Here is a 23598-nt window from a genome sequence, read left to right on the forward strand (position 1 = left end):
AAGTGTACCGATCTGGCGGCCTTGGTGTGCGCAGCGCAGGCGACGCTGTCCGGTTTGCGGCGGACGAAAGACTGAATCTCAATAGCCAACGCAGCCCGCTCTATGGTTGAAGCTGTCCATCCAAGATGGATATCTCTTCAAACACATCTCCCTCTCGCAAAACCAGCAGGGCTGTCATACCCCGCTGCTGTGCCAGCTCCGTTGCCGCCGGCACGCCCATAACCAGCAAGGCGGTGGCCCAAGCGTCGGCGAGCATGCAAGTCGGCATCACCACCGTGACCGATGCGAGGCGGTTGTCCACGGGCCGTCCGCTGCGCAGATCCATGGTGTGGGCAAAGTGCTGGCCCGCCACTTCGACCCAATGGCGGTAGTCACCTGAGGTTGCGATGGCAGCATCGACCAGTTCCATCACCCCCATCACTTCACGCACATGGCGCACGGGTTTCTCGATAGCGACGGCCCAGGCCTGGCCATCGGGTTTGCTGCCCTTGGCGCGCATTTCTCCGTCGATGCCAACCAGGTAACGGGTAATGCCGAAGCGGTCGAGGCACCGGGCCAGCGCATCCACGCCATAGCCCTTGGCGATGCCCGACAGATCCAGTGCAACGGTTTCATTCTTGCGCACGCGTTGCTGGGTCAGGTCGACTTCCAGTACCTCGCTTGTGGCGCGGTGCGCACGCTGCCCCATGGCACTGATCTGCTGCGCATCGGGTTCATGTCTGGTCGGCCCAAAGCCCCAGGCGTTAACCAGCGTCCCCACGCCGATGTCAAATGCACCCCGGGATTCGATGCCAACGCGCACGGCAGCATCCAATACAGCCAATAGCTCTGCCGGTACGGTGTGCCACTGGTGTAATGGCGCCGCATTGAGGCGGTTCAGGTCAGAATCGGGTTTCCAGGTGGACATCTGCCGGTCCACCTGGTCGACGGCGGCCAACAGGGCCGCGCCGACGGCACCAAGGTCGGTGCTGGCCGGTGCAAAAAACACGGCGCTGTAACGGGTGCCCATGGTTTCGCCGTTCAAGGCGTGGCGCTGCAAGGCAGGTGCCATCACTTTCGCGCTAGGCGGCTCAGAAGACATCTTCACGGTAACGCCCTTGCGTTTTGAGAGTTGCCACGCTGAGGTTCAACGGTGCCAGCACATCATCAAGCGCCTGTGCAATGCTCTTGGCCATGGCCCGGTTGCCGCACACCAGAACCTGCCCCCCTTGCTCCAGCAATTGGCGCAATTGCGTGGCATCGGCCAGCACGCGGTCTTGCACATAGGCGCCATTCTGGACGCGTGAAAAAGCGGCGTGTAGGCCCGTCAGGCGACCATCGGCCAGATACGTATCAAGTTCCGGTTTGTACAAAAAATCGGATGCCGGGTCACGCCCACCCCAGTACAGGAACATCGGATGCTTGCCCGTGTTGTTGCGGATAAAGCCGGCCAATGGGCCTATTCCTGTGCCCGAACCGATCAGGATCACGGGCGCGTTGCCAGCAACGGGTCTAAAGTCTGGATGCAGTTGAATGAAGGCGTCCATGCGCCCGCCCGGCTGCAGTCCATGCAGAAACTCCGAGCACAGACCACCTTCCAACTTGCGTACGCAAATCTCCAGGAACCCATCGCTCGACTTGCTGGCCAACGAATAAAACCTGGGAATAGCGCTGCCGGGTGGCACAACCCCGAGCAAATCGCCCACTTCAAAATGTGGCAGTCCATGGCCTCCGAACAACCGCATCAACTGGCCTTTGAAGCCCTGTGGCGGAACGGCCGTAAACCGCAAGATGCTCGTAGGAGCCTGCACGGCCTCCCCATAATCGGCCCGCTCGATCAACGCAAAGGCGTCGGTTCGCGGACGCTTGGGCGTGTGCACCAAGTTCAATTCTTGGCCAATCAATTGCCCCACAGCATTGCCCCAACGCGTGAAGGCTTGCCCCGATTGTCGGTCGATGGTGTCGATGTCCAGCAATCGGTTCCACCCCTGCGCGAGCAGGGCCGCTTCTACATCGTAGGCAAACTTGCAAAACTGGGGAAACTGCCGGTCACCAAAACCCAGTACGGAAAACCCGGTTTTGGAAGGGGTTTTGCCCTTGCCCAACCGTGCCAGAAACTGGTTGGCTGAGCTGGGGGCATCGCCGTCGCCATAAGTTGCCGTGAGGACGAAAAGGCGCTCGGCTTTGGGGTATTCGGTGGCCAGCTGGTTCATCGCCGCTGTATGCACACGCAGGCCGGCTTTGCGCAGGGCCTCATGCAGCGTATTGGCAAAGCCCCAGGTGCTGTTGCTTTCGCTTCCGACCAAAATGACGGTGTCGGCCGAGTGCGCTGCGCTGTTGCCCACAATGCGCGGCATCGACTGTCGTCGCTGCCACCACGTCAAAGCCCCTGTGGCGCTCAGTAGGGGCACACTGAGCGCGCACACACCCAACAGCAGACCCAGCCACCACAGTCCTTCACCGGTGTGGAGCTTGTAGATCAGCTCATAGGTTTGGCGAAAACCGCCATAGGGCCGGTACGACAGCAGTACGCCGCTGCTGGGGTCCACATAGCCCTCGCCCAGGTCTCTGGACAGCGAATACACACCGGTGGGGTCGCCGGGGCTGGGGTAAACCAGTTCGCGCAGGTTGTTCAAGTCGGTCGCAACAAGTGCGGGTAAAGCCGTTATGGGTGCGGGCGGCCCGCCCACCACGTTAGTCGGAAAATCCGGCTCGTCCTGCATGCCATCGGGGACCAAGGTAAAGGTGGCCGCCGACATGTACATGCCTGTGAGGGCCGACAGCAGCAACCCCAGAACCACTACGCGCCCTACCTGGGTGTGCCAACGCTGAATCAGGTTGCCACGCAGTGGATCGGCAAGATGTCGCCACCCTCCCACGCGCTTCGCCAGTAGCACGGCACCGGACACCGACAGCACCAGCATGGTCAGCGCAACCAAACCCGAGACTACCCGCCCCGGGGTGTCGAGTAGCCAGGAGCGGTGCAAATCTTTCATCCAACGCGAGAACGGCGAAACGACGTGCGGTGCGATGCCCTGTCCCGTTTGCGGGTCGATGCGGTCCACCCCGGTTTGCCCATCCCGGTTGTAGTACACGATGACAGCACCGGACGGCGACCGTTGAATCTGCTCCACTCCCGGGTAATGCTGCGCTACCCGACCGGCCAGCGTCGCAACGCTAATCTGGCCGTCGGCTGGGATGGCGCTGCCCAGTCTTTCCAGCGCAGGATCGAGCGACAGGATGGCGCCGCTGATGGCCAGAACCACCGCCAGCAAGGCGACCAGCAACCCCAAAAAAGAATGCAGCCTACGCAAACCGATTACAGGTCGTAAGTGAAGGATTTGATATAGCCGCGTCCTGCTACCGGCTTGCTCTTGTCCTTGGTGGTCAATGGCACGCGCACCTCGGCAGGGTTGTCGCGCTGATCTTCAACAGCCGTGTCGATGCGGATTTCGTAGCCCGCGTCAATCAAGGCATCGGCCAGTTCCACCGTGACCTTCAAGCTGCGGCCATTGCCCACGCTGGCTCCGCTCACGCCATCAAATTCGCTGGATTTCATTCCGCTGCCGCGCGCCCAGTCACGCAAATGTTTGTAGTACTTGGTCTTTTTACCGGCCACCCAGAGTGTTTTTTTGTATTGCCCAGCGGCATCAGTGACATAGATGGCCAGATAGGCACCGTTGCCAGAGTAGCTTTGCAATTGGGTCGTCAAAGTCACGGGGCGGGCCTGCGCCAAGCCAGGCAGTGCCAAGATACCCGCCATGCAGAGTGCAGAAGTTAGCTTATTCATCGTTCAGTCCTCGGAAAATGCGTATGGAGGGTATTTTGGGCTCGCTACATGAAGGCCAGCTTAACGCGAAGATATCTATCTGGAGTCTTGACCACGCTCGCGGCGCCTTTCACCGCGCTCATCCTCTTTGGTTTCCATTTTGAGAGCCTTCAGGGAATCGGGCGCATATTTGGCTTTGAAGCGTTTTCCCTGCGCATCGACACCGCGCACCTCATAGCAACCGTCATCCACCTTGATGCGGTGCACCTGCAAACCCTGCTGCTCCAGCTGTTTGCGTAAAACTTCACGCGGCTGCCAACCGGTCAGGGGCACGTTGCACCCGGTATCCGCCCACACCGCACCACCGGCCAATAGGCCGGCAAGTACAACGCTGGTAATTGCAAGAGATTTCATGGCGGCTCTCCTGAGTCAGTCTCATGCGCGAAACATCAGTTGGTTGTGTTTTACGCGCACGATCACTGATCATCATAGCCCTAGCTGAACACACCGCCGTATTGTTTACGCAGGTCGCTCTTTTGCACCTTGCCGGTGCCGCCCACGGGCAACACGTCGAGGAACACCACATCGTCCGGAACCCACCACTTGGCCACGCGCTCGGCCAGGAAGGCGAGGATTTCTTCCTTGCTCAGCGTCTGGCCGGGCTTGCGCACGACGAAGAGCAGGGGCCGCTCGTCCCACTTGGGGTGCTTGATACCGATGACGGCGGCCATGGCCACTGCGGGGTGCGCCACCGCCGCGCTTTCCAGGTCGATGGAGCTGATCCATTCGCCGCCGGTCTTGATCACGTCCTTGGTGCGGTCACGGATCTGCATAACGCCTTCGGCGTCGATGGTGGCAATGTCGCCGGTGGGGAACCAGCCGTCCACCAGGGGCGAGCGCTCGCCCTTGTAGTACGAGGCCATGATCCAGTGGCCGCGCACCATGAGTTCGCCCTGGGAGGTGCCATCACGCGGCAGGGTGTTGCCCTGTTCGTCGATCACCTTGATTTCGACGCCAAAGGTGCTCTTGCCCTGCTTGGCTAGCAAGGCCTGCTTCTGTTCGGAGGTCCAGTTCTTGGCCTTGGGCATCAGGGTACCCATGGTGCCAACGGCTGTGGTTTCGGTCATGCCCCAGCCGTGGCGCACTTCCACGCCATAGGTGTCCATGAACTTGGCAATGAGGGCCTGCGGCATGGCCGAGCCGCCGACTGCCGTTCTGTGCATGGTGGAGAAACGCAAGCCATGCTGCTCCACGTGGCCCAACAATGCCTGCCAGATGGTGGGTACACCGGCGCTGACGGTCACGGTTTCGGATTCCATCAGCTCGTACAGCGACTGCCCGTCCAGGCGGGGGCCGGGCAGCACCAGCTTGGCGCCGGCAATGGGCGCCGCGTAGGGAATGCACCAGGCGTTGATGTGGAACATGGGAACCACGGGCAGGATGGTCTCCGCCGGCGAGAGCGAGAGGACCCCGGGCAGGCAGCCCGACATGGCATTGAGCACAATGGCCCGGTGCGAATACAGGGCGCCCTTGGGGTTGCCCGTGGTGCCCGAGGTGTAGCACAGGGCTGCGCCGGTGTGTTCATCGAATTCGGGCCACGCGAAAACGTCGCTGCAGGGGGCGATCAGTTCCTCGTAGGCCAGCACGTTGGCCACGCCTTCGATGGCGGGCGTGTTGGCCGCGTCGGCCAGGCACACCCAGGTCCGCACGTTCGGGCAATGCGCGGCAATGCCCTTAATCAGCGGCGCAAACGTGGCGTCGAACAGTACCACGCGGTCTTCGGCGTGGTTGATGATGTAGATGAGCTGCTGCGGGTGCAGGCGCGGGTTGCAGGTGTGCATGACCATGCCGCTGCCCGACACCGCGTAGTACGCCTCCAGGTGGCGGTGGTTGTTCCAAGCAATGGAGCCCACGGCATCGCCCCCCTGGAGGCCCAGGCCTGCCAGCGCATTGGCCAGTTTGCGTGCGCGGGCAGCGCACTCGGAATAGGTGTAGCGAAACAGCGGACCATGGGTCTCGCGGGATACGACTTCGGCGTCGCCATACTGCGCGGCGGCGTGTTCAATCACGCTGGAGAGCAGCAGGGGACGGTCCATCATCAGGCCAGGTTGCAACACGGGGTGTCTCCTCTTGTCAGGGTTCTAGGGGTGTGAAGTTCAGGCGCCCAGCATGCCGCGCAGGCGCTGGGCAATGATGGTTTCGGCTTCGCGCATGATGCGATCGATCAGTTCCTTGACGGTGGGCACGTCGTGGATGAGCCCGGCCACCATGCCGCAGGACCAGGCACCGGCGTCCATGGTGCCGTCCTTCATGATGCGCGGGTACACGCCGGCCACTTCCTCCATGATGTCTTCGAACTTGATGGCGGCGCCCAGGGTGCGCTCCTTTTCCAGCAGGCGGTCCACGGCGGCGTTGCGCAGCACGCGTTCGGTGTTGCGCAGGGGGCGCATCACCAGGCGGGTGTCGAGTTCGGACGCCGCCACGATGGCCTGCTTGACGTTGGCATGCACGGGGGCTTCTTGGGTGGCGATGAAGCGCGTGCCCATGTTGATGCCTTCGGCCCCCAGCGACAGGGCCGCCACCAGCGAACGCCCATCGGCCATGCCGCCGGAGGCGACGAACGGAATCTCCAGTTCGTCGGCGGCACGGGGCAGCAGGATGAAGTTGGGCACATCGTCCTCGCCCGGGTGGCCACCGCACTCGAAGCCGTCCACGCTCACCGCGTCGCAGCCGATGGACTGTGCCTTGAGCGCGTGGCGCACTGAGGTGCATTTGTGGATCACCTTGATGCCGGCTTCGTGCAGCGCGGGCAGGTACTTCTGCGGGTTGTTGCCGGCGGTCTCCACGGCTTTGACGCCACCGTCGATGATGGCCTGGATGTAGCCGGGGTAGTCGGGCGAGCTGACGGTGGGCAGGAAAGTGAGGTTCACGCCAAAGGGCTTGTCGGTCATCTCGCGGCAGCGGCGGATTTCGTTGGCCAAGTCCGCGGCCGAACGCTGGGTCAGGCCGGTGATCATGCCCAGACCGCCGGCGTTGGACACGGCTGCGGCCAGTTCGGCAAAGCCGACAAAATGCATGCCGCCCTGGATGATGGGGTGTTCGATGCCAAAAAGCTCAGTGATACGGGTTTTCATGGGGTGTGGCTCCTTTGGAGCAATTATGGGGATGGACCGGCCCTGAAAGGGGGGGATGCGTCACATGGGTGACCGCACCCGGTTTCGGCCAGGGCGCCGGTGGTGGCCTTACTAGAATCGCTAGCAACTTAACAGCGCCTTTCCCATGCAAGCTTTACTCCATGCCATCGCCACGATGGCCCTTCCCACTGATGCCCAGCGCGTATTCCATGGCCGAGGCGGCCTGTATCCGGGCTGCGAGCACTGGGCGCTGGATGCCTTTCCCCCCGTTTTTGTGCTCACCAGCTTTCAGCCTGCCACGGACGAGGAACTGGCGGCGGTTGGCGCCGCGTTGGCGCAGCGCTGGCAGGTGCTGGCCCCCGAACAGCCGTTGAACTGGGTGTACCAGTGCCGCGCCGAGGGCCACGCCGGAACCCGGCTGATGGCCGGCAGCGTGCCCGAGCCGCATGTGGTGACAGAGCAGGGCGCCCGTTTCCTGGTGCATGTGCTCAAAGGGCAGAACCATGGGCTGTTCCTGGACATGGCCGAAGGCCGGCGCTGGGTGCGTGCGCACGTGGCCGGCCGCGCGCGGTTTCGGGTGCTCAACCTGTTTGCCTACACTTGCGCTTTTTCGGTGGTTGCCCTGCAGGCCGGTGCCAGGCAGGTCGTCAATGTGGACATGAGCCACGGTGCCATCGCCATCGGGCAGCAGAACCACCGGCTCAACGGCCTTGTGGCCGGAGCGAGTTTTCTGCCCCACGACATTTTTTCCACCTGGGGCAAGATCACCCGCAGCGGCCCTTATGACCTGATCATTGTGGACCCGCCCAGCTACCAGAAAGGCAGCTTCGTCGCCACCAAGGACTACGCACGCTTGATGCGCCGACTGCCGGATTTGCTGATGCCTGGGGGCCATGCGTTGCTGTGCCTGAATGCGCCCGAGTTGGGCGCGGCCTTCCTGCAGGACCAGATGCGGGAACTGGCTCCCGAGTTGGAGTGGGTCGAGCGGGTGGCCAATCCGGCCGCCTTTGCCGATGTGTCGGCGGACCGTTCGCTCAAGGTGCTGGTTTACCGGGCACCTGACTGAGTCGGCTGCGGCGGTCTGGCCGGTGGGGTGGCGGTTACCGCAGGGGTGCGGGTGCGGCCAAAGCCTGTACGTCGGCAGGCAGCGCAGCGGCAGCTGGGGTTTCGGCCGCGGTGCCATTGGAGGTGGCTACCCGGCGGGCGCCGTCAAAACGCTTGGCCCAGTAGGCTATGCCCATGCTTTCCACACGCACCTCGGCGCCGGGCCTGGGCGAGTGGATGAATTTGCCGTCGCCGACGTAGATGCCCACGTGGCTGAAGGCGCGCCGCATGGTGTTGAAAAACACCAGGTCACCGGGCTGCAGGTCGGTGCGGTCAATTTTCTGGGTGGCGGCGGCTTGCTGTTCGGCCTTGCGTGGCAAGACCAGACCGGCGGTTTGTTCGTAAATGGCGCGGACAAAGCCGCTGCAGTCAAAACCGGTTTCCGCATTGGTGCCGCCGCGACGGTAGGGAACGCCCAGGAAAGCCATGGAGTGGAGCACCAACTCGGAGGCCTTGGCTTCGACCTGGTCGCGGACTTCGCCGATGCGTGCCAGCAGGCCGCGCTCGGCCAGGAAACGGTTCATGTCGTCGCCGGAGCCGGCCGGATTGGCGTGCGCCACATTGGCCAGCAGCAGGGTGACGATAAGGGAAACGATTCGCATGGCGGCCAGCTTAACCCGGGTTTGGGGCCGCTGTCAAGTCAAGGTGAAAAATGAAGAATCATTTGTAACACTTTGAATTCATGACATTTTTCGACATTTCGACTGTGTCAGAGGACGCCGCAGGCAGGCCTTTGGCAAGACCGCGGCGATTGGTTATGCTTGCCTTTCCTACTATCGAAAGTTATCCATGTTGCTAGAAGTCGAAGAGTCCCAGCTGGTGCTGGTGGATTACCAGGCCCGGTTGATGCCCGCCCTGTTTGAGGCCCCTGCCGTGCTGGCCAATGCCGTACGGCTGGCACAGCTGGCCGCCTTGTTGCGGGTGCCGACCTTCGTGACAGAGCAAAACCCTTCCAAGCTGGGAGCCAGCGTGCCCGAACTGCAAGCCGCCCTGCAGCAGGCCGGGGCCCGGGTGCTGTCCAAGATGCAGTTCAGCGCCGTGGAAGAAGGGCTGGGCGAATGGTTGCGTCCGCCGGCCAAGCCGGTGCAGGGCAATGCGCGCAGCCTGCCCAAGCATTTGCAGAAAGCCGCGGCGGGGCCCGAGCGCGGCACGGTGGTGCTCGCCGGCTGTGAGGCCCATGTCTGTCTGCTGCAGACGGCTCTGGACCTGCTGGAAGACGAGTTTGACGTGTGGGTGGTCACGGACGCCTGCAGTTCGCGTACCGAGCGCAACCGCGACGCCGCCTTCGACCGCCTGGCGGGGGCCGGTGCGGAGCTGGTAACGACCGAAATGGTGGCGTTCGAGTGGATTCGCAGTGCCGAGCACCCGGATTTCAAGGCGGCGCAGGCGCTCATCAAATAACCGCGCCAGGGGCCGGCACGCCGGTCGGAGCGAGACGCGGCAGGGGGCGGCGGCGCAAGTCAGCTATTTGCAAGCTGTCTATCCATAATTATGAATTCAGTTTCAACGACCCGCAGGAAGACACACCATGACCGCCTACGCAGATTTTTATCGCCGCTCCATTGACGACCGGGATGGTTTTTGGGCGCAGGAGGCGCAGCGTGTGGACTGGCAGACGCCGCCGCAGCAGGTCTGTGATTACAGCAACCCGCCGTTTGCGCGCTGGTTTGTCGGCGGCACGACCAACCTCTGCCACAACGCGGTCGACCGCCACCTCAAGACCCGCGCCAACCAGGCTGCGCTGATTGCGGTTTCCACCGAAACCAATACCGAGCAGGTCTACAGCTTTGCGCAGCTGCACGCCGAAGTGCAGCGCATGGCCGCCTGCCTGCTGGAGCTGGGCGTGAAAAAGGGCGACCGGGTCTTGATCTACATGCCCATGATTGCCGAGGCGGCCTTTGCCATGCTGGCCTGCGCGCGCATTGGCGCCATCCACTCGGTGGTGTTTGGCGGCTTTGCCTCGGGTTCGCTGGCTTCGCGCATCGAAGACGCGTCGCCCCGCCTGATTGTGAGCGCCGACGCCGGCTCCCGCAGCGGCAAGGTGGTGCCCTACAAGCCCTTGCTGGACGAAGCCATTGCACTGTCCAGCCACAAGCCCGACGGCGTGCTGCTGGTGGACCGCAAGCTCCACGCCATGAACCTGGTGGCTGGGCGCGACCACCTGTGGGGCGCCCTGCGGGACAAGCACCTCAACACCACCGTGCACTGCGAGTGGGTGGAGTCCACCCACCCCAGCTACACGCTGTACACCAGCGGCACCACCGGCAAGCCCAAGGGCGTGCAGCGCGACACCGGCGGCTACGCCGTGGCGCTGGCCGCCAGCATGGAGCACATCTACTGCGGCAAGCCAGGAGAAACCTTCTTCTCCACCAGCGATATCGGCTGGGTGGTGGGCCACAGCTACATCATCTACGGCCCTCTGATTGCCGGCATGGCGACCATCATGTACGAAGGCCTGCCCACCCGCCCGGACGGCGGCATCTGGTGGAGCCTGGTGGAGAAATACAAGGTCACCGTCATGTTCAGCGCCCCCACCGCCGTGCGCGTGCTGAAGAAACAAGACCCGGCGCTGCTCTCCAAGTACGATCTCTCCAGCCTGCGCGCACTGTTCCTGGCCGGTGAACCGCTGGACGAGCCCACGGCGCAGTGGATCAGCGACAGCCTGAAAAAGCCCATCATCGACAACTACTGGCAGACCGAAACCGGCTGGCCGATCCTGGGTCTGGCCAATGGCGTGGAAAAGGCGCCCAGCAAGTTCGGCAGCCCCGGCGTGGCCATGTACGGCTACAACGTGAAGCTGATCGACGAAAACACCGGCGAAGAGCTCACGGGTGCCAACCAGAAGGGCGTGGTCGCCATCGAGGGGCCCTTGCCCCCCGGCTGCATGCAGACCATCTGGCGCGACGACGAGCGTTTCGTCAAGACCTACTGGAACAGCATCCCCGGCAAGCTGGTGTACAGCACCTTTGACTGGGGCGTGCGTGACCAGGACGGCTACTTCTTCATCCTGGGCCGCACCGACGACGTGATCAACGTGGCCGGCCACCGCCTGGGCACCCGCGAGATTGAGGAGAGCATCTCCAGTCACCCCAATATTTCGGAAGTGGCGGTGGTGGGCGTGGCCGACGCGCTCAAGGGCCAGGTGGCCATGGCCTTTGCCGTGGCCAAGGACGCCAGCGTGCTGGTGGACGACGCTGCGCGCGCCAAGCTCGAGGCCGAGGTGATGAAGGTGGTGGACAACACCATTGGTGCCGTGGGCCGTCCGGCCCGGGTGCGCTTTGTGTCGGTCCTGCCCAAGACGCGCAGCGGCAAGCTGTTGCGCCGCGCCATCCAGGCGGTGTGCGAGGGACGCGATGCCGGCGATCTGACGACGATGGAAGACCCCGCCGCGCTGCAGCAGATCCGCGATCTGGTGGTTGGTTAAGCCCCCCGCGGCAGGCGCCGGGCCAAGGCCGGCACCAGCCGCAGGCGGACAAAGACCCAGGGCATCAGCAGTGACACGAAAGCGCCGCTGACCACGCCCTTGGCCAGTGCCCACAGCAGCGGTGGCAGCACTAGGTGCGCGCCGGTGAACTTGAGCAGCTTCTGCTCGCCCAGAAAGCACGCGGCCCCCAGCAGGCCCACCGCCACGCGGCGCCAAGCTGTGGCGGGCGGCGCGCTGTCGATGTGGCGCTGCTCCACCTGCAGGCTCCAGAGGGCCACGGCCAGCCAGCCGGCCAGGGTGGGGATGTACTCGGGGGCGTTGCCCGGCCAGCTGGCCAGCACCAGCGCGGTTGCCAGGGCGATCAGCGCCACGCTCCAGCCCAGCCGGGTCTGCCAGCGCCAGTGCCGGTGGCGCAACCGCTCAAACACCAGCAGGCTGGCGCCGCCCAGCGCTGCGCCCACCAGCACGTCCTCCAGGTCATGCACGCCCAGGTACAGGCGGCTGGCGATGACGCCCAGCACAATCACGCTGCCCAGCACCCAGGCCCAGGCGCGGCGCAGTTCCCAGGCCAGCCACATCCACATCACCACGGCCATCTGCGCGTGGCCGCTGGGCAGGCCGTAGCTGGCGCCGATCTGGTCGTCCAGCCGCAGGGCCAGCGGGGGGCGGGGGTCCTGGACCCAGTCTTTCACATAGGCGTTGAGCACGGCGTTGATGACCACCAGAACCAACAGCCGAAAGAAGACGGCCTTGCTCCACGTCCAGTAGCCAATGGCCATGAAGAACATGATGAAGGTGGAATAGCCCAGCCACGACAGGGCCAGGGCCAGCTGCGTCAGGGCCGGGGTGCGCAGGGGGAGCACCCACTGCAGGTCGTGCAGGAAATTCAAGCCGTTGCTCCGTTATTCATAGCTGTCTGCGCAGCGTTCATGCCGCCTGGCGGCCTATTTTGTTCTTTTTTTCGGGGTGACCGGCGTGACCGGTGTGTCGGCTGGGGGCTCTGTCAGGGTGTCGGCGTCCAGGATGATGTCGCGCTCGAACAGCGCCACCGCCGTGCGGGCCACCTGCAGGGTGTCGTAGTAGGCGTAGGCGCCCACGCCCACGGCGCCCAGCAGCGGCACGAAGCGCGCAGCGCCCTTGCGCAGCACGGCCTTGATCACCAGCCCGCCCACTTTTTGCGCCAGCGCCTGCAGAACGTTGAGCGAGGTCTGCCGGACCATGACCCGTTCGCCCACGCGCACCACCATGTCGCGAAACAGCTGGGCGGACACGTGGCGGAACAGGCAGTACAGCATCTGCTCGCGCCCCAGGGTCCGGCTCTGGCCGTAGACCCCGGCAATATCGGACACCATCTGCGCCTGCAGCTTCCACACCCCCAGCAACTCGGGCATCACCGTGAGCCAGCCCAGCAGGCCGGGTGGCAGGGCCATGGAGCCCGAGAGCAGGCTGGCCTTGCGGGCGGCCGCGCGAGCAATGCTGTGGGCGCGCGCCGCGGGGTTGGCCTGGGGCGGCTCCTGGCTGGGCGGCACATGCAACACCAGGTCCAGAATGGCACCGCCGGGTGCGGGGAGCGGGTGGCGGGGGGACATGGCCTAGGCGATATCCACCGTGTGGACCTGGTAGTGCCCGGCGTGGCGGTCGGCAAAGTAGCGCTCCAGCGTTTCCTTGACGGTGCGAAATGCAATCTCGTCCCAGGGAATTTCGTGCTCGTGGAACAGCCGGGCCTCAATGGTTTCGGTGCCGGGCTTGAACTGATCGCTCAGCAGCCGCGCCCGGTAAAACAGGTGGACCTGGCCCACCCGCGCCACATTGAGCAGCGAGAACAGCCCCTGCATCTCGAACTGGGCGCCGGCTTCCTCATCGGTCTCACGTGCCGCACCCTCGGCCGTCGTCTCGCCCAGCTCCAGAAAACCGGCCGGCAGCGTCCACTTGCCCCAGCGCGGCTCGATATTGCGCTTGCACAGCAGCACCTGGTCGCCCCAGTGCGGCACCGTGCCCACGACGTTGAGCGGGTTCTCGTAGTGGATGGTGGCGCAGGCCGGGCATACGGCCCGCTCCCGGGTGTCGCCGTCGTCCGGCAGGCGGTAGACCACGGGGGTTCCGCACTGCTTGCAGTGCTTGATGGGGGTATGGAACATGCTCATGTCCGGTTCAGGTTTGTCGTGGGGTCATAGGTTGGCAGCCATACAGCCTGCAACTGTACTGCACCGGATGCAGGGGCGCCTTGCGCGTAGCGGGTGGCGCCGCCGGTTGCCGCGGCCCATAATCGGGGCATAGCCACTCCGGCGCCACTGGATTCGCCAGTGGCCACGGCGTGGCACAGGACGCAAATGCCATGAACCTCCCACAGACCCCTGCCGTGCGCCGCATCCGCTTGCTTTCCTGCCTGCTGGCGGTGGCGTGCGTCAGTACCGCAGCCCTGGCTGGAAAGCCCGAATGGGCGGGCGACGGCAATGGCAACAAGAACAAGCACCGGGATGCCGACGCGGTGCAGTCCCGCGCCGAAGTCCGGTTTGCGGACCCCCAGCGCGCGGCGATTTCCGACTACTACGGGCGCCAGCGCGCCGCCGGTAAGTGCCCGCCCGGCCTGGCAAAGAAACACAACGGCTGCCTGCCTCCGGGTCAGGCCAAGAAGTGGCAGATGGGCCAGCCCCTGCCGCGTGATGTGGTGTTCTATCCGCTGCCGCGGGAGGTGCGCGTGCGGATCGGCGTCCCGCCGGCCGGGTACCGCTATGTCCGGGTGGCCAACGACGTGCTGCTGGTGACGGTGGGAACCCTGATGGTGGTGGACGCCATTGAAGACCTGATGACCCCCTGAGTCCTGTTGCCGGAGATGAACCGCAACGTCCTGTACGCCTTGCTGGCGGCCGCCCTGTTCGGTGCCAGCACGCCGTTTGCCAAGCTGCTGATCGGTGACCTTTCTCCCGTTCTGCTGGGCGGTCTGCTGTATCTGGGCAGCGGACTGGGGCTGGGCGTGGCACGGTTGGTGCGGGACCGAGACTGGACGTCCTCCGGTCTGGCACGCGGGGAGTGGCCCTGGCTGCTGGGGGCCATTTTTTTCGGTGGCGTCATGGGGCCGGTGGCTTTGCTGGTGGGGCTGGCGCACACCAGCGGTTCGACAGCATCACTGCTGCTCAACCTCGAGGCGGTTCTGACCGCACTCATCGCCTGGCTGGTCTTTCGCGAGAACGCGGACCGGCGCATTGTCCTGGGCATGGCGGCCATCGTGGCCGGGAGTGTGGTGCTGTCCTGGCCGCAAGGCCCCACCGGGGCGTCCGACTGGGCCGGGCCCCTGGCGGTTGCCGCGGCCTGCGTGTGCTGGGCCATTGACAACAACCTGACGCGCAAGGTTTCCGCATCGGATGCGCTGCTCATTGCCAGCAGCAAAGGCCTGATGGCCGGGGCCTTCAACACGGTGTTGGCGCTGGCGCTGGGGGCGGCGCTGCCCGGCACCTCCACCGTGCTGACCACCATGCTGGTGGGCCTGCTGGGCTATGGCGTGAGTCTGGTGCTGTTCGTGCTGGCGTTGCGGGGGCTGGGCACCGCGCGCACCGGAGCCTATTTTTCCACCGCGCCCTTTCTGGGTGCTGCCCTGGCCCTGCTGCTGTTGGGGGAGCATCCCACGCCCGCGTTCGGGTTGGCCGCTGCCCTGATGGGGCTGGGCGTCTACCTGCACCTGACCGAGCAGCACACGCATGTGCACACCCATGAACCCATGGCGCACAGCCACCGCCATGTGCACGACGCGCACCATCAGCATGCGCACGACTTTGCCTGGGAGGCGGGCAGGCCGCACACCCATTGGCACGAACACACGGCCATCACCCACAAGCATCCCCATTTTCCGGACATCCACCACCGCCATGCCCACGATGCCGGCATGGCGCGTGAGCCGTAACCGTTACCCATGACCGACAGCCAATATTTCACCAGGACCGTGACCGAGCTGGGCGAGGCGCGCCCCGTGCTCGCTTCCCGTGCCATCTTCAATGTCCAGGGCACCAAGATCATCGACAAGGGGGCCAGCATCAACCTGGGCCTTTACGAGCGCCTGATGCAGCACCAGCTGTCCGAACCCCTCGAAGATTCCGTGACCAGCGCCCCGGCCGTGACGGGGGCGGTGCTGCGCAGCGGAGCCGAGGAGATTCTGGACAGCTCCCCATTTTTTACGCGCATGGCTGGCGAGCCCAAGGCCCGCAGCACCTTGCTCGATGCGGTCGCCAAGGTGCCGCTACCCGACCCCATGGCGTTTCAGCTGACCCTGGCGCGCGAGGTGCGCCCCGCGCTCTACCAGCAAGCTCTGTGCGCTGCGCTGACAGCGGCCTGGCTGGCTCAGGTGCCCCTGGGTTCGCGGTTTGACCTCAGCATGGCGGCGGCGGCGGGGCTGCTGCACGACATCGGCATGCTGCACGTGGACCCGTCACTGCTGCAGCCCGGGGGGCATCTCAGCCGCGAGCAGCGGCGTCAGCTCTACTCCCATCCCCTGGTGTCGCAGGCACTGGTGGAACGCCACCACGAGTACCCCAAGGAGGTGGTGCGCGCGGTGCTGGAGCACCATGAATACCTTGACGGATCGGGCTATCCGCGCAACCTGGCCGGAGCCGCGCTCAGCGGGCTGGGGCGCATCCTGTCGCTGACTGAAGTGATCACCGCCATGTTCGCGCCAGGGCGGCGGGCCCCTGAACTGCGCCTGTCCGTGATCCTGCGCATGAACTGGCACCGCTACGACGAGACCCTGGTGCTCAAGGTCATGCAGCTGATCAAGCCGGAATGCGATGCCCAGGGCGGCGGCGTTGTGCTGCTGCCGGACCCGGTGGGGCGCCTGCGGGAAATCGACCGTCTCATCACGGGCTGGCCTGCCGACCTGCAGCACAGCGCCGGTCTGGGGGCCAACCGCCGTGAGGGGCTGGAGCGGCTGGCCGGGCAGGTGGCGCAACTGTGCCGCACGCTGGCGACCGTGGGCGTGACACCTGACCAGCTCGCGCATCTGGGCAGCGAGCCGCTGGACAGCCTGCTGCAGCAGGAACTCACGCTCATTGCGGCCGAAGCCGCGTGGCAGTTGCGCGCCCTGGCGCGGCAAGCGCGCCGGCGCTGGCGCCTGGTGCAGGACGAGCAGTACCCCGAGGCGCTGCTGCAGTGGCTGGAGCAGGTGGACGCGCTGGTGGCGGGGGGCGATCAGCCCGTGGACGAAGCCACGGCGGCGCCGTAAATCCCTATTCCACGCGCACCGACAGGGGCGGCAGGCCGTCCACGCCACCCACCAGGGTGTCGCCGCGCACCACGGCGCCCACGCCTTCGGGCGTGCCGGTGAAGATCAGGTCACCCGGCTGCAGCGTCCAGGCTGCCGACAGCTGCTCGATGGTTTCGGCAACGCTCCAGATCAGCTTGGCCAGGGTGCTGCGTTGGCGGTCCTGTCCGTTGACCTGCAGGTAAATGCCGGCGCGGGCGATGTCGGGCACCTGTGCGGCCGGGGTAATGGGGCCTATGGGGGCCGAGTGGTCGAAACCCTTGCCAATGCACCAGGGGCGGCCTTGCTTCTTCATGTCGTTTTGCAGGTCGCGGCGGGTCATGTCCAGGCCCACGGCGTAGCCGTAGATGTGGCGCAGGGCATCGGCGGCACGGATGTGGGAGCCGCCCACGCCGATGGCCACCACCAGCTCCACTTCATGGTGCAGGTTGGTCGTGAGCGTGGGGTAGGGCATGACGGCGGTGCTGCCGGCCGGGTCTACCAGCACGGCATCGGCCGGTTTCATGAAGAAAAACGGCGCTTCGCGGCCGCTGTGGCCCATTTCCCGGGCGTGCTCTTCGTAGTTGCGGCCCACGCAGTAGATGCGGTGCACCGGAAACAGCGCTGTCTGGCCGACCACGGGCACGCCCACGGGGGCGGGGGGCGTAAAGACGTAGGACATGCAGGGGGCTCCGGTCAGGCCGACTTGGCCAGCAGCTCAAAGTGCTCTACCACCGGGGGGGCGGCAAAGAACGGTCCCACAATGGCGCGCCACTGGGTGAAGGCCTCGGACTGGCGAAAGCCCACGGTGTGGTCTTCCAGCGTGTCCCAGAAGACCTGCAGCACGTAGCGCTCCGGGCTTTCGATGCCCTTGTTCACCTTGTAGCCCTGGAATCCCTTGGCCGCGCCGATGACGGTGCCCAGGCCGCGCTGGATGGCTTCTTCAAAGGCGGCGTTCTGGCCGGGTTGGATGCGGATGTCAGCGAGTTCGAGAATCATGGAAGGCTCCGGCAGAGGGTTGGTTTATGCGGCAAAGGCGCCCATATTAACGGGCTTGGTTTATCCTTGTCCGCATGAATTCTTCCACCCCCTTTGCGTCCGACTGGCTGGTGCCGCAGTGGCCCGCCCCGGCGGGCGTGCGGGCGGTGTGCACCACCCGGGCTGGCGGGGTTTCGGCCCCGCCCTATGACACGCTAAATCTGGGTACCCATGTCGGGGACGATGCCGCCTGCGTGGCCCGCAACCGGGCGCTGCTCCAGGTGGCCCTGGGGGCCCGGCCGGTGTTCCTGAACCAGGTGCACGGGGCGCATATGCAGGCGCTGGGGCCGCAGACGCCCGACGGGCTGGAGGCCGATGGCGCCTTCACCCGCGCGCACGGGCTGGCCTGCACCATGATGGTGGCCGACTGCCTGCCCATTTTGCTGTGCAACACCCGCGGCACCATGGTGGCGGCGGTGCATGCCGGCTGGCGCGGGCTGGCCGGTAGCGGCGGGGCGGGCGTGGTGGAGACGATTTACCAGCAATTCATGGCTCAAGGCGGCGCAGAACCTGCGCAGACAGCTATTGAATTGATAGCGTGGCTGGGCCCGTGCATCGGTCCGCAGGCGTTTGAAGTGGGCTCCGAGGTGCGCGACGCCTTCACCACGGCGGCCCCGCAGGCCGCAGCCTGTTTCAGGCCCCTGCCGGAGGGCAAATGGCTGGCGGACTTGCCGGCCCTGGCCCGCCAGCGCCTGCAGGCCGCGGGGGTTGCGCAGGTTTATGGCAACGACAGCAGCCCTGCCTGGTGCACCGTGGGCAACCCCTCACGGTTCTTTTCCTACCGGCGGGACCGTGTCAGCGGCCGCCAGGCTGCCTGCATCTGGCTGGAGTGAGGCCTGTCGTTCGGCGGCCTCCCGCGCCCGGATGGCGCGCTTGCGCGCCGGCGTGCCCATGAAATAGAGCAGCAGCCCGACCGGAAGCAGCCCGTACAGCAGGAAAGTGAAAACCGCGCCCAGCACGGTGCCGTTGCTGTTGGTGGCCTCGGCCACGCTCATCATGAGGGCCACATACAGCCAGCCGATGGGAATGAGGTACATAGGGTTTCCGATTGAGGTGTGTCAGGATATCGAAGGACTTATCCTGACATACTACGTTGCAAGATGTGTTCTATTAAAGGGTAACGTTGTGACGCAGAACGCTTCCGATTTCTGGACCCAGGCGGCCCATCAGTTCCAGCAATCCATGACGGACAGCTGGGCCCACGCCCTGCAGTCGTTTCAGGCCATAGACCTGGGGGGCGCGGGCTCCGCGGCGTCGGGTTGCAAACCTCCCGAGATCCGCTTTGCGCCGGACAAGCTGCAGGCTCTGCAGCAGCAGTACCTGCAGGACGCGTTCGGCCTGTTCAGCCAGGGGTTTGCCGCACCGGTGCCGGGTTCGGACCGGCGCTTTGCCGACGCGGCCTGGAACAGCAACCCCCTGGCAGCCTTTTCCGCGGCCGTGTACCTGCTCAACGCCCGCACCCTGATGGGGCTGGTCGACGCCGTGGAAACCGACCCCAAGACCCGCAACCGCATCCGTTTTGCCGTGGAGCAGTGGATGGCGGCTGCCGCCCCCAGCAACTTCCTGGCCTTCAACGCCGAGGCACAGAAGCTGGCCGTGGAGACCCAGGGCGAAAGCATTGCCAAGGGCCTGCACAACTTGGTGCACGACCTGCGCCAGGGCCATGTCTCCATGACCGACGAGAGCCTGTTCGAGGTAGGCCGCAACGTGGCCACCACCGAAGGGGCGGTGGTGTTTGAAAACCCGTACTTCCAGCTCATCGAATACAAGCCGCTTACTGCCAAGGTCTACGAGAAGCCCTTCCTGCTGGTGCCGCCGTGCATCAACAAGTTCTACATCCTGGACCTGCAGCCTGAGAACTCGCTGGTGCGCTACGCCGTGGAGCAGGGCCACCGCACCTTCGTGGTGAGCTGGCGCAACCCGGATGCCTCGCTGGCGCAGGCCACCTGGGACGACTACATTGAGCACGCGGTCATCAAGGCTATTTCCGTGGTGCGCGAGATCAGCGGCGCCCCGGCCATCAATGCCCTGGGCTTCTGCGTGGGCGGCACCATGCTGGGCACGGCACTGGCCGTGCTCGCGGCACGGGGCGAGCAGCCGGTGGCCAGCGCCACCCTGCTGACGTCGTTCCTGGACTTTTCCGACACCGGTGTCCTGGATGTCTTCATCGATGAAGCCTTCGTGCAGTACCGCGAGAAGGAAATGGGCCACGGAGGCCTCATGAAGGGCAAGGACCTGGCTTCCACCTTCAGCTTCCTGCGGCCCAACGACCTGGTGTGGAACTACGTGGTGGGCAACTACCTCAAGGGCGAAACACCCCCCCCGTTTGACCTGCTGTACTGGAACTCCGACAGCACCAACCTGCCCGGCCCCTGGTACGCCTGGTACCTGCGCAACACCTACCTGGAAAACAACCTGGTCAAGCCCGGCGCCGCCACCGTGTGCGGGCAGAAGATCGACCTGGGCCGGGTGGACATCCCCGTCTACATCTACGGCTCGCGGGAAGACCACATCGTGCCCATTGGCGGCGCCTACGCCTCCACCCAGGTACTGCCGGGCAAGAAACGCTTTGTCATGGGGGCCTCGGGCCACATTGCCGGGGTCATCAACCCGCCGGCCAAGAACAAGCGCAGCCACTGGATTCGCAGCGACGGCAAATTCCCCAAAACCCATGCCGCCTGGCTGGACGGGGCTGTGGAGCACCCCGGCAGCTGGTGGACGGATTGGGCACATTGGCTCAAGAGCCATGCCGGCAAGCAGGTCGCGGCACCCAAGACCTACGGTAAGGGAAAATACAAGGCTTTGCAGCCGGCACCTGGCAGCTATGTCAAGGTCCGCGCCTGAGCCCTTTTAGTTATCGCATCCCTGGAGAGAAGCATGGAAGACATCGTTATCGTTTCAGCCGCCCGTACCGCCGTGGGCAAGTTCGGTGGCACCCTGGCCAAGACCCCGGCCACTGACCTGGGCGCTGCCGTCATCAAGAGCCTGCTGGAACGCACCGGCCTGGCCCCCGAACAGGTGGGTGAAGTGATTCTGGGCCAGGTGCTGGCCGCGGGCGTGGGCCAGAACCCGGCCCGCCAGTCCCTGATCAAGAGCGGGCTGCCGCAGGAGACGCCGGCGCTGACCATCAACGCCGTGTGCGGCTCCGGTCTCAAATCCGTCATGCTGGCCGCGCAGGCGGTCGCCTACGGTGACAGCGAGATCGTGATTGCCGGCGGTCAGGAAAACATGAGCGCCAGCCCGCATGTGCTGCTGGGCTCGCGCGACGGCCAGCGCATGGGCGACTGGAAGATGGTTGACTCCATGATTGTCGATGGCCTGTGGGACGTCTACAACCAGTACCACATGGGCATCACTGCCGAGAACGTGGCCAAGAAGTACGGCATCACCCGCGAGATGCAGGATGCCCTGGCGCTGGCCAGCCAGCAGAAGGCGGCCGCCGCACAGGACGCCGGCAAGTTCAAGGACGAGATCGTGCCGTTCAGCATTGCGCAGAAGAAGGGCGACCCGCTGGTGTTTGCGGCCGACGAGTACCTCAACCGCAAGTCCACAGCCGAGGCGCTGGCAGGCCTGCGCCCGGCGTTTGACAAGGCCGGTGCGGTGACGGCGGGCAACGCCTCCGGCATCAATGACGGCGCGGCTGCCGTGATGGTGATGACGGCCAAGAAGGCTGCCGCCCTGGGCCTGACGCCCATGGGACGCATTGCCAGCTTTGCCACCAGCGGACTGGACCCGGCGCTGATGGGCATGGGCCCGGTGCCGGCGTCGCAAAAGGCGCTGGCCCGTGCCGGCTGGAAGGCCCAGGACCTGGACCTGCTGGAAATCAACGAGGCCTTTGCCGCCCAGGCCTGCGCCGTGAACAACGCGATGGGCTGGGACACCAGCAAGGTCAACGTCAATGGCGGCGCCATTGCCATTGGCCACCCGATTGGCGCGTCCGGTTGCCGCATTCTGGTCACCCTGCTGCACGAAATGCAGCGTCGCGATGCGAAGAAGGGGATTGCCAGCCTGTGCATCGGCGGTGGCATGGGCGTGGCCCTGACGATCGAGCGCTGAGCGCCAAACATGGAGGGGCGGGGCGGTGCCGCAGGGCGGTTCGCCCCGCGAGGTTTCAAGCAAGAAAACAACGAGGAGTCAAACATGAGTCAAAAAGTAGCCTACGTGACCGGTGGCATGGGTGGCATCGGTACCGCCATTTGCCAGCGCCTGTTCAAGGAGGGATTCAAGGTGGTGGCTGGCTGCGGCCCGACCCGTGACCACGGCAAATGGATCGCCGAGCAGGCGGCATTGGGATACACCTTCTACGCCTCGGTGGGCAATGTGGGCAACTGGGATTCCACCGTCGAGGCGTTCACCAAGACCAAGGCCGAGCACGGGACCATTGACGTGCTGGTGAACAACGCCGGCATTACCCGCGACCGCATGTTCCTGAAAATGTCCCGCGAAGACTGGGACGCCGTGATCGAGACCAACCTCAACAGCATGTTCAACGTCACCAAGCAGGTGGTGGCGGACATGGTGGAAAAAGGCTGGGGCCGCATCATCAACATTTCATCGGTCAACGGCGAAAAGGGCCAGGCCGGACAAACCAACTATTCGGCGGCCAAGGCTGGCATGCACGGCTTTACCATGGCGCTGGCGCAGGAGCTGGCCTCCAAGGGCGTGACGGTCAACACCGTCAGCCCCGGCTACATCGGCACGGACATGGTCAAGGCCATCCGGGAAGACGTGCTGGCCAAGATCGTGGCGACCGTGCCCGTCAAGCGCCTGGGCGAGCCCAGCGAGATTGCTTCCATCATTGCCTGGCTGGCATCCAACGAAGGGGGTTACTCCACCGGCGCGGATTTCTCGGTCAACGGCGGCTTGCACATGGGCTGACGGACCTGGCCGGTACTGCGTCCCATTGCCCCATGGCTGAAATCCTGACAGTCACCATCAACCCGGCGCTGGACGTGTCGGCCAGCACCGCGCAGGTGCGCCCGGCCCACAAGCTGCGCTGCCAGCAGGTGCAGCGGCACCCGGGGGGCGGTGGGGTGAATGTGGCACGCGTGCTGCATCGCCTGGGGGCCCGGGTGTCCGCGCTCTACACCCTGGGAGGCTCAACCGGCCAGATGCTGGCGACGCTGCTGGGCGAGGAGGGCGTGTCCGGTCTGCCGGTGCCCATTGCCGGGCACACCCGCGAGAGCTTCACGGTGGCGGAAAGCAGCAGTGCGCAGGAGTACCGGTTTGTGTTGCCAGGGCCTACCCTGTCGGCGCCCGAGTGGCAGGCCTGTCTGGACCGTGTGGCGGCCCTGCACCCTGTACCCGGCTTCGTGGTGGGTAGCGGCAGTCTGCCGCCTGGCGTGCCGGACGATTTTTATGCCCGCCTGGGCCAGTGGGCGCGGGCCGCGGGCGCACGGCTGGTGGTGGATACATCCGGTCCGGCGCTGGCCAAGGCGCTGGAGCAGGGGGTTTTCCTGGTCAAGCCCAGCCTGCGGGAAATCCGCGACCTCACCGGACGCACGCTGGGCACCATGGGTGAATTGCAGCATGCGGCGCAGGACTGGATACGGGCGGGCCGCGCCGAAGTGGTGGTGGTTTCGCTGGGCGAACAGGGGGCCCTGCTCGTCACGGCCGGCGAATGCGTGTTTGCGCCGCCCCTGCCCGTGACCGTGGTCAGTGCCGTGGGGGCTGGGGACAGCTTTGTTGCCGGCATGGTCTGGGCGCTGGCAGCCGGCCAGGATGTGGTGCAGGCGTTTCGCTACGGTGTGGCCTGCGCCAGCGCCGCGCTGATGAGTTCGGGAACCGGCCTGTGCGCTGCGGACGACGTGCACCGGCTTGTCGCGCAGGTTCAATGCCAGCAGATTGTGTCCGGGTATGCTATCTAGCGCGGAAACGGTGGGTTTGAATAACAAAGGCAACCGCAGAGTGGCCTGGTGTCTGG

At 65.0% G+C, this 23598-nt stretch carries 24 protein-coding genes; 11 read left to right on the forward strand and 13 right to left on the reverse strand.

Going from position 1 to position 23598, the window contains the following annotated elements; genetic code table 11:
* Positions 1–100: 100 nt before the first annotated feature.
* The 6 genes from AC1Q5W_RS00690 to AC1Q5W_RS00715 form a co-directional block, all read right to left on the reverse strand.
* On the reverse strand, positions 101–1051 hold the full coding sequence (locus tag AC1Q5W_RS00690; RefSeq protein ID WP_492645803.1) for an FAD:protein FMN transferase: 951 nt from the start codon (positions 1049–1051) through the stop codon (positions 101–103).
* Positions 1052–1070: 19 nt separating this feature from the next.
* Positions 1071–3293 carry a PepSY domain-containing protein gene (locus AC1Q5W_RS00695; RefSeq protein ID WP_492645804.1) on the reverse strand — a complete coding sequence of 741 codons (2223 nt, stop codon included), beginning with the start codon at positions 3291–3293 and terminating at the stop codon, positions 1071–1073.
* A gap of 5 nt (positions 3294–3298) precedes the next feature.
* Positions 3299–3769 carry a DUF2271 domain-containing protein gene (locus tag AC1Q5W_RS00700; protein WP_492645805.1) on the reverse strand — a complete coding sequence of 157 codons (471 nt, stop codon included), beginning with the start codon at positions 3767–3769 and terminating at the stop codon, positions 3299–3301.
* 75 nt (positions 3770–3844) lie between these two features.
* Positions 3845–4162: a PepSY domain-containing protein gene (locus AC1Q5W_RS00705; protein ID WP_492645806.1), complete on the reverse strand. Its 318-nt coding sequence runs from the start codon at positions 4160–4162 to the stop codon at positions 3845–3847.
* A gap of 80 nt (positions 4163–4242) precedes the next feature.
* Positions 4243–5847, reverse strand: a complete 1605-nt coding sequence (locus AC1Q5W_RS00710; RefSeq protein WP_492646184.1) for a long-chain-fatty-acid--CoA ligase — start codon at positions 5845–5847, stop codon at positions 4243–4245.
* Positions 5848–5904: 57 nt separating this feature from the next.
* On the reverse strand, positions 5905–6882 hold the full coding sequence (locus AC1Q5W_RS00715; RefSeq protein WP_492645807.1) for an NAD(P)H-dependent flavin oxidoreductase: 978 nt from the start codon (positions 6880–6882) through the stop codon (positions 5905–5907).
* A 145-nt stretch (positions 6883–7027) separates the two neighbouring features.
* Here AC1Q5W_RS00715 and AC1Q5W_RS00720 point away from each other — a divergent pair, with 145 nt between their 5' ends.
* Positions 7028–7948, forward strand: coding sequence for a class I SAM-dependent methyltransferase (locus AC1Q5W_RS00720; RefSeq protein ID WP_492645808.1), 921 nt, complete (start codon positions 7028–7030; stop codon positions 7946–7948).
* A 34-nt stretch (positions 7949–7982) separates the two neighbouring features.
* Here AC1Q5W_RS00720 and AC1Q5W_RS00725 read toward each other — a convergent pair whose 3' ends face one another.
* A complete protein-coding gene (locus tag AC1Q5W_RS00725; protein WP_492645809.1) occupies positions 7983–8588 on the reverse strand; it encodes a C40 family peptidase in 606 nt (201 codons plus the stop codon).
* 187 nt (positions 8589–8775) lie between these two features.
* Between AC1Q5W_RS00725 and AC1Q5W_RS00730 the strand changes: the two genes are divergently transcribed.
* Together AC1Q5W_RS00730 and AC1Q5W_RS00735 are read left to right on the forward strand one after the other, a co-directional pair.
* Complete coding sequence (locus AC1Q5W_RS00730; RefSeq protein ID WP_492645810.1) at positions 8776–9387, forward strand: isochorismatase family protein; 612 nt, start codon at positions 8776–8778, stop codon at positions 9385–9387.
* Between the two features lie 127 nt (positions 9388–9514).
* Positions 9515–11410: a propionate--CoA ligase gene (locus tag AC1Q5W_RS00735; RefSeq protein WP_492645811.1), complete on the forward strand. Its 1896-nt coding sequence runs from the start codon at positions 9515–9517 to the stop codon at positions 11408–11410.
* Here the strand turns inward: AC1Q5W_RS00735 and AC1Q5W_RS00740 are convergent.
* Genes AC1Q5W_RS00740 through AC1Q5W_RS00750 form a run of 3 tightly spaced genes read right to left on the reverse strand, consistent with a single transcriptional unit; the run spans position 11407 to position 13548 of the window.
* Positions 11407–12300 carry a phosphatase PAP2 family protein gene (locus AC1Q5W_RS00740; protein WP_492645812.1) on the reverse strand — a complete coding sequence of 298 codons (894 nt, stop codon included), beginning with the start codon at positions 12298–12300 and terminating at the stop codon, positions 11407–11409. The genes AC1Q5W_RS00735 and AC1Q5W_RS00740 overlap by 4 nt on opposite strands.
* 54 nt (positions 12301–12354) lie before the next feature.
* The gene (locus AC1Q5W_RS00745; protein WP_492645813.1) at positions 12355–12999 is read right to left on the reverse strand and encodes a hypothetical protein; all 645 of its coding nucleotides are present in this window, start codon (positions 12997–12999) and stop codon (positions 12355–12357) included.
* A 3-nt stretch (positions 13000–13002) separates the two neighbouring features.
* Positions 13003–13548, reverse strand: a complete 546-nt coding sequence (locus tag AC1Q5W_RS00750; RefSeq protein ID WP_492645814.1) for an NUDIX hydrolase — start codon at positions 13546–13548, stop codon at positions 13003–13005.
* Between the two features lie 197 nt (positions 13549–13745).
* Here AC1Q5W_RS00750 and AC1Q5W_RS00755 point away from each other — a divergent pair, with 197 nt between their 5' ends.
* From AC1Q5W_RS00755 to AC1Q5W_RS00765, 3 genes are read left to right on the forward strand one after another with little or no spacing between them, the layout of a single operon-like run.
* Positions 13746–14228 (forward strand): hypothetical protein, encoded by a 483-nt coding sequence (locus tag AC1Q5W_RS00755; RefSeq protein ID WP_492645815.1) that lies wholly within the window; start codon positions 13746–13748, stop codon positions 14226–14228.
* Between the two features lie 15 nt (positions 14229–14243).
* Complete coding sequence (locus tag AC1Q5W_RS00760; RefSeq protein WP_492645816.1) at positions 14244–15308, forward strand: DMT family transporter; 1065 nt, start codon at positions 14244–14246, stop codon at positions 15306–15308.
* A gap of 9 nt (positions 15309–15317) precedes the next feature.
* Positions 15318–16619, forward strand: coding sequence for an HD-GYP domain-containing protein (locus AC1Q5W_RS00765; RefSeq protein ID WP_492645817.1), 1302 nt, complete (start codon positions 15318–15320; stop codon positions 16617–16619).
* Between the two features lie 4 nt (positions 16620–16623).
* Here AC1Q5W_RS00765 and AC1Q5W_RS00770 read toward each other — a convergent pair whose 3' ends face one another.
* Together AC1Q5W_RS00770 and AC1Q5W_RS00775 are read right to left on the reverse strand one after the other, a co-directional pair.
* Complete coding sequence (locus AC1Q5W_RS00770; RefSeq protein WP_492645818.1) at positions 16624–17319, reverse strand: fumarylacetoacetate hydrolase family protein; 696 nt, start codon at positions 17317–17319, stop codon at positions 16624–16626.
* A 14-nt stretch (positions 17320–17333) separates the two neighbouring features.
* Complete coding sequence (locus AC1Q5W_RS00775; RefSeq protein WP_492645819.1) at positions 17334–17636, reverse strand: antibiotic biosynthesis monooxygenase family protein; 303 nt, start codon at positions 17634–17636, stop codon at positions 17334–17336.
* Positions 17637–17710: 74 nt separating this feature from the next.
* On the opposite strand from AC1Q5W_RS00775, the gene pgeF reads away from it, so the two are divergent.
* Entirely contained in the window at positions 17711–18508 is a 798-nt protein-coding gene (gene pgeF / locus AC1Q5W_RS00780; RefSeq protein ID WP_492645820.1) for a peptidoglycan editing factor PgeF, read from the forward strand.
* Here the strand turns inward: pgeF and AC1Q5W_RS00785 are convergent.
* Positions 18440–18712, reverse strand: a complete 273-nt coding sequence (locus AC1Q5W_RS00785) for a hypothetical protein (RefSeq protein ID WP_492645821.1) — start codon at positions 18710–18712, stop codon at positions 18440–18442. The two genes, pgeF and AC1Q5W_RS00785, sit on opposite strands and share 69 nt — an antisense overlap.
* A 145-nt stretch (positions 18713–18857) precedes the next feature.
* Here AC1Q5W_RS00785 and phaC point away from each other — a divergent pair, with 145 nt between their 5' ends.
* The 4 genes from phaC (at position 18858) to AC1Q5W_RS00805 (ending at position 23542) form a co-directional block, all read left to right on the forward strand.
* Positions 18858–20519 carry a class I poly(R)-hydroxyalkanoic acid synthase gene (gene phaC / locus AC1Q5W_RS00790; protein WP_492646185.1) on the forward strand — a complete coding sequence of 554 codons (1662 nt, stop codon included), beginning with the start codon at positions 18858–18860 and terminating at the stop codon, positions 20517–20519.
* Between the two features lie 33 nt (positions 20520–20552).
* On the forward strand, positions 20553–21731 hold the full coding sequence (locus AC1Q5W_RS00795) for an acetyl-CoA C-acetyltransferase (RefSeq protein ID WP_492645822.1): 1179 nt from the start codon (positions 20553–20555) through the stop codon (positions 21729–21731).
* Between the two features lie 84 nt (positions 21732–21815).
* On the forward strand, positions 21816–22553 hold the full coding sequence (gene phbB, locus AC1Q5W_RS00800; protein ID WP_492645823.1) for an acetoacetyl-CoA reductase: 738 nt from the start codon (positions 21816–21818) through the stop codon (positions 22551–22553).
* A gap of 32 nt (positions 22554–22585) precedes the next feature.
* Positions 22586–23542, forward strand: coding sequence for a 1-phosphofructokinase family hexose kinase (locus AC1Q5W_RS00805; protein WP_492645824.1), 957 nt, complete (start codon positions 22586–22588; stop codon positions 23540–23542).
* Positions 23543–23598 lie beyond the last annotated feature (56 nt).

This window comes from Rhodoferax sp. MLSD5-FHT05B10, assembly GCF_058793415.1.

Excerpts from the sequence above, each read along its gene's own strand:
- AC1Q5W_RS00690 (WP_492645803.1), bottom strand. The coding sequence starts at position 1,051 with ATGGCACCTGCCTTGCAGCGCCACGCCTTGAACGGCGAAACCATGGGC.
- AC1Q5W_RS00700 (WP_492645805.1), bottom strand. The coding sequence starts at position 3,769 with ATGAATAAGCTAACTTCTGCACTCTGCATGGCGGGTATCTTGGCACTG.
- AC1Q5W_RS00705 (WP_492645806.1), bottom strand. The coding sequence starts at position 4,162 with ATGAAATCTCTTGCAATTACCAGCGTTGTACTTGCCGGCCTATTGGCC.
- AC1Q5W_RS00710 (WP_492646184.1), bottom strand. The coding sequence starts at position 5,847 with ATGATGGACCGTCCCCTGCTGCTCTCCAGCGTGATTGAACACGCCGCC.
- AC1Q5W_RS00715 (WP_492645807.1), bottom strand. The coding sequence starts at position 6,882 with ATGAAAACCCGTATCACTGAGCTTTTTGGCATCGAACACCCCATCATC.
- AC1Q5W_RS00720 (WP_492645808.1), top strand. The coding sequence starts at position 7,028 with ATGCAAGCTTTACTCCATGCCATCGCCACGATGGCCCTTCCCACTGAT.
- AC1Q5W_RS00725 (WP_492645809.1), bottom strand. The coding sequence starts at position 8,588 with ATGCGAATCGTTTCCCTTATCGTCACCCTGCTGCTGGCCAATGTGGCG.
- AC1Q5W_RS00730 (WP_492645810.1), top strand. The coding sequence starts at position 8,776 with ATGTTGCTAGAAGTCGAAGAGTCCCAGCTGGTGCTGGTGGATTACCAG.
- AC1Q5W_RS00735 (WP_492645811.1), top strand. The coding sequence starts at position 9,515 with ATGACCGCCTACGCAGATTTTTATCGCCGCTCCATTGACGACCGGGAT.
- AC1Q5W_RS00745 (WP_492645813.1), bottom strand. The coding sequence starts at position 12,999 with ATGTCCCCCCGCCACCCGCTCCCCGCACCCGGCGGTGCCATTCTGGAC.
- AC1Q5W_RS00750 (WP_492645814.1), bottom strand. The coding sequence starts at position 13,548 with ATGTTCCATACCCCCATCAAGCACTGCAAGCAGTGCGGAACCCCCGTG.
- AC1Q5W_RS00755 (WP_492645815.1), top strand. The coding sequence starts at position 13,746 with ATGAACCTCCCACAGACCCCTGCCGTGCGCCGCATCCGCTTGCTTTCC.
- AC1Q5W_RS00760 (WP_492645816.1), top strand. The coding sequence starts at position 14,244 with ATGAACCGCAACGTCCTGTACGCCTTGCTGGCGGCCGCCCTGTTCGGT.
- AC1Q5W_RS00765 (WP_492645817.1), top strand. The coding sequence starts at position 15,318 with ATGACCGACAGCCAATATTTCACCAGGACCGTGACCGAGCTGGGCGAG.
- AC1Q5W_RS00770 (WP_492645818.1), bottom strand. The coding sequence starts at position 17,319 with ATGTCCTACGTCTTTACGCCCCCCGCCCCCGTGGGCGTGCCCGTGGTC.
- AC1Q5W_RS00775 (WP_492645819.1), bottom strand. The coding sequence starts at position 17,636 with ATGATTCTCGAACTCGCTGACATCCGCATCCAACCCGGCCAGAACGCC.
- pgeF (WP_492645820.1), top strand. The coding sequence starts at position 17,711 with ATGAATTCTTCCACCCCCTTTGCGTCCGACTGGCTGGTGCCGCAGTGG.
- AC1Q5W_RS00785 (WP_492645821.1), bottom strand. The coding sequence starts at position 18,712 with ATGTACCTCATTCCCATCGGCTGGCTGTATGTGGCCCTCATGATGAGC.
- phaC (WP_492646185.1), top strand. The coding sequence starts at position 18,858 with ATGACGGACAGCTGGGCCCACGCCCTGCAGTCGTTTCAGGCCATAGAC.
- AC1Q5W_RS00795 (WP_492645822.1), top strand. The coding sequence starts at position 20,553 with ATGGAAGACATCGTTATCGTTTCAGCCGCCCGTACCGCCGTGGGCAAG.
- phbB (WP_492645823.1), top strand. The coding sequence starts at position 21,816 with ATGAGTCAAAAAGTAGCCTACGTGACCGGTGGCATGGGTGGCATCGGT.
- AC1Q5W_RS00805 (WP_492645824.1), top strand. The coding sequence starts at position 22,586 with ATGGCTGAAATCCTGACAGTCACCATCAACCCGGCGCTGGACGTGTCG.